Origin of the sequence: Streptomyces sp. NPDC002130, assembly GCF_040296465.1 — a bacterium.
GTDB lineage: Bacteria > Actinomycetota > Actinomycetes > Streptomycetales > Streptomycetaceae > Streptomyces.
The window spans coordinates 1-2,983 of record NZ_JBEOXI010000488.1; the positions used below are offsets into that span (position 1 = coordinate 1).

The following is a 2,983-nucleotide window of genomic DNA, read 5'->3' on the forward strand; positions in this document are numbered from 1 at the left end:
CGGGCACGATGCCGAACGGTGACGCGATCAACTCGTCGTCGACGTTCGACTCGATCCGCTCCTTCTACAAGGACGACCCCGCGTGGTCGAAGATCGAGAGTTACCTCGCGGGCGGTGCGGTGCCGTCGTTCACGTACCACCGGTTCTGGGCCCAGGCGGACATCGCCTTGGCCATGGGCTCGTACGCGGAACTCCTGGAGTAGCCCCTCGCCGAGGATCGCGTACGCGACCCCGTCGGAAGGGAGACGGGGTCACCCGGCCGGACGGTCCCACCTGCACAGGGGGCCGTCCGGCCCCTTCGCACCCGCTCACCCGCCGGCTCCAGTGGACCGAGCGGCGCGGCCTGAACTTTCGGGAGCGCTCCCAGTCGGGACGCGTGCTCTCCGTGCATCCTGCTCGCCCCTCCCCCTCCGACCCCACGTGGTCTTGGCCGATACAGCATGAGCCATGCGCATAATCCTCATGCCTGGTTCCACCGGCCCGTAAGATCGGTAACCTCGTGGGGAGGTGGTCATGGGCAGGCGACGCCCCGGCACGCCGACGTTGGAAGAGGTGGCCGCTCGCGCCGGGGTGGGGCGAGGCACGGTCTCGCGCGTCATCAACAACGCCACCGGAGTGAAAGAGTCGACACGGCACGCCGTACAACGTGCCATCGAGGAACTGGGATACGTCCCGAATCTCGCAGCCCGCTCTCTGGCCGGGCGGGGAACCGATGCTGTCGCCCTCGTCCTGACGGAGCCCGACTGGAGACTCTTCGCCGAGCCCTTCTTCTCGGAGATCGTGGGCTCGCTCGGGGACGCGCTGGCAGACACGGGAATGCAGTTGATGCTGACCCTGGTCCGCTCGGGCGCCGAGCGGCAGCGCTTCCTCGAATACGCACGCGGTGGCCGGGTCGACGGAGTGTTGCTGATGTCCGTACATGCGGGAGATCCGCTGCCGGACATGCTTGCCGAGGCGCGGTTGCCGACCGTGATGCTGGGGCGCAGGTCAGGCGACGAGTACATCAGTTACGTGGACGCCGACAACGTGGGCGGTGCCCGCAGCGCCGTCTCCCATCTGCTGGCGAGGGGCCGCAGATCGATCGCCACCATCACGGGTCCCCTGGACATGTACGCCGCCCAATGCCGGTTGCGCGGTTACCAGGACGCCCTGGGGCTGGCGGGCCTGAAGTATCAGCAGTCCATGGTCGCCGAGGGAGACTTCACGGAGGACAGCGGACGCCGTGCCATGGCCGAACTGCTCCAGCGCCACCCTGAGCTCGATGGCGTCCTCGCCGCGTCGGACACCACGGCGGCGGGAGCCCTGCAGACGCTGCGGGCCGCGGGACGACGAGTTCCCGATGACGTCGCCGTGATCGGCTTCGATGATTTTCCGCTCGCCCAGCGCACCGAGCCGCCCCTGACCACAGTCCGTCAGCCACTGGAGGACATCGGCCGGGCCATGATCCGCATCCTGCTGGAAGACATGGAAGAGCCGTCCGTGGCTTGGCGCCACGTCATTCTCCGTACCGAGCTGGTTGTCCGTGCATCGTCCTGACCACCATCGGCGCTCGCCGGACCACTCGAAGATGGCCGCAAGGGCCGGTGCAGCGCCGCATTGATCTTGCGAGGGTCGTGCGGCTTTGAGCGGGGTCCCGTCGTAGGTCCAGCGGAACGCGTGCCCCTCGTCGTCGTAGGCGAGGGTGACGAGGCGGACCTGGCTCAGTACGGCGCCGCACCGGGTCGGCGGCATGGATTCCGGGAAACAGTCGGCAACCTTTTCGTCTCCCGCTGCCACTGAGGAGTGCACCACCGGCTCGATCTCCGAAACGGACAGCACATGAACACACCAAGGCAGGCCGCGCGGCAGCGCAGACGCAGACGCACGCTCATCCTGGGCACCACGGTGGGACTGACCGCCGTGAGCGTTCTCGCCTACCTGCTCATGGGATCGTCACCCGACCGCACCGCGGATGCAGGACCCGCCGTGGCTGCGCCCGCCGCCACGTCCCAGAAGAAGGCCGCCACCGCCACAGCCACCCCGAGCGCGACGGCGAGCCCGACCGGTTCCCCCAGCCCGAAGGCCTCCGCGACCACCACAAAAGCTGCGCCGTCACCCAAAGACACCCCTCAGCCCTCGCGAGAGCCGTCCACCACGGCGCCGTCAGCAGGGCGGATCAAGCCCAACACGACCTACCGGGGCGTCGCCACCGCCTACAAGGCCGGTGTCGGGGACGGCGCCTGCCTGTTCGGTCCGAGCCCCGACCTCATGGTCGCGGCCATGAACACCACCGACTACGAGACGTCCGGGGCGTGCGGCGCGTACGTGCTCGTGCGGGCCGCCAACGGCAAGTCGATCACGGTGCGGATCACCAACGAGTGCCCCCTGCCCTGCGCGCCCGGGCAGATCGACCTCAGCGAACAGGCCTTCGCGAAACTCGCCGACCTCAAGCTCGGCCGGCTCCCCATCACCTGGAGCCTGGTCAGCCCGAGCACGGTCGGCACGATCTCCATCAGGTACAAGACCGGCTCCAGCCAGCACTGGTGTGCCATCCAGGCGATCGACCACAGAAATCCGGTCAGGGGGCTGGAGGTCCGCGGCGCAGGCGGCTGGCGGCAACTTCCCCGCACCGCCTACAACTACTTCGTCTCCGCCGACGGCAGCGGGTGCGGCGGAGCGATCAGAATCACCGACATCTACGGCGAACAGCTCACCGTCACCGGTCTCACGGTGCGGCCGAACGTCGTCCAGCCCACCCAGCTCCAGTTCGCCCGGCACTGAGCCCTCCGCCCGCCCAAAGCCACCAACGGTCCCCTCGACGTGCTGATGGCATGGGCGACGGCCGCGCCGGGCGGCCGACTGTTCCGGACCGTGACGACGCAACGCGCCGCGCGACGAACCGGGCGGCTTCGACTTCATGTCCGTCGAGCGGTACTCGCATGTCATGCACATCGTCTCGACCGTGACGGGCCGCGTCGCCCCGGGCCGCACCGCCTTCGACGTG

General features: G+C 68.7%; 3 protein-coding genes and 1 pseudogene. All 4 read left to right on the top strand.

Features of this window, described 5'->3' with window-relative positions:
• Positions 1-203, top strand: a 203-nt coding sequence (locus tag ABT116_RS41500) for a glycoside hydrolase family 48 protein (protein WP_351645464.1), incomplete at its 5' end; no start/stop codon positions are given.
• Positions 204-513: 310 nt separating this feature from the next.
• On the top strand, positions 514-1,536 hold the full coding sequence (locus ABT116_RS41505; protein WP_161367372.1) for a LacI family DNA-binding transcriptional regulator: 1,023 nt from the start codon (positions 514-516) through the stop codon (positions 1,534-1,536).
• 282 nt (positions 1,537-1,818) lie between these two features.
• Complete coding sequence (locus ABT116_RS41510) at positions 1,819-2,760, top strand: expansin EXLX1 family cellulose-binding protein (RefSeq protein WP_351645469.1); 942 nt, start codon at positions 1,819-1,821, stop codon at positions 2,758-2,760.
• 127 nt (positions 2,761-2,887) lie between these two features.
• Positions 2,888-2,983 (top strand): annotated as a pseudogene (locus ABT116_RS51090) (chorismate-binding protein); the annotation flags it as partial.

Excerpts from the sequence above, each read along its gene's own strand:
- ABT116_RS41505 (WP_161367372.1), top strand. The coding sequence starts at position 514 with ATGGGCAGGCGACGCCCCGGCACGCCGACGTTGGAAGAGGTGGCCGCT.
- ABT116_RS41510 (WP_351645469.1), top strand. The coding sequence starts at position 1,819 with ATGAACACACCAAGGCAGGCCGCGCGGCAGCGCAGACGCAGACGCACG.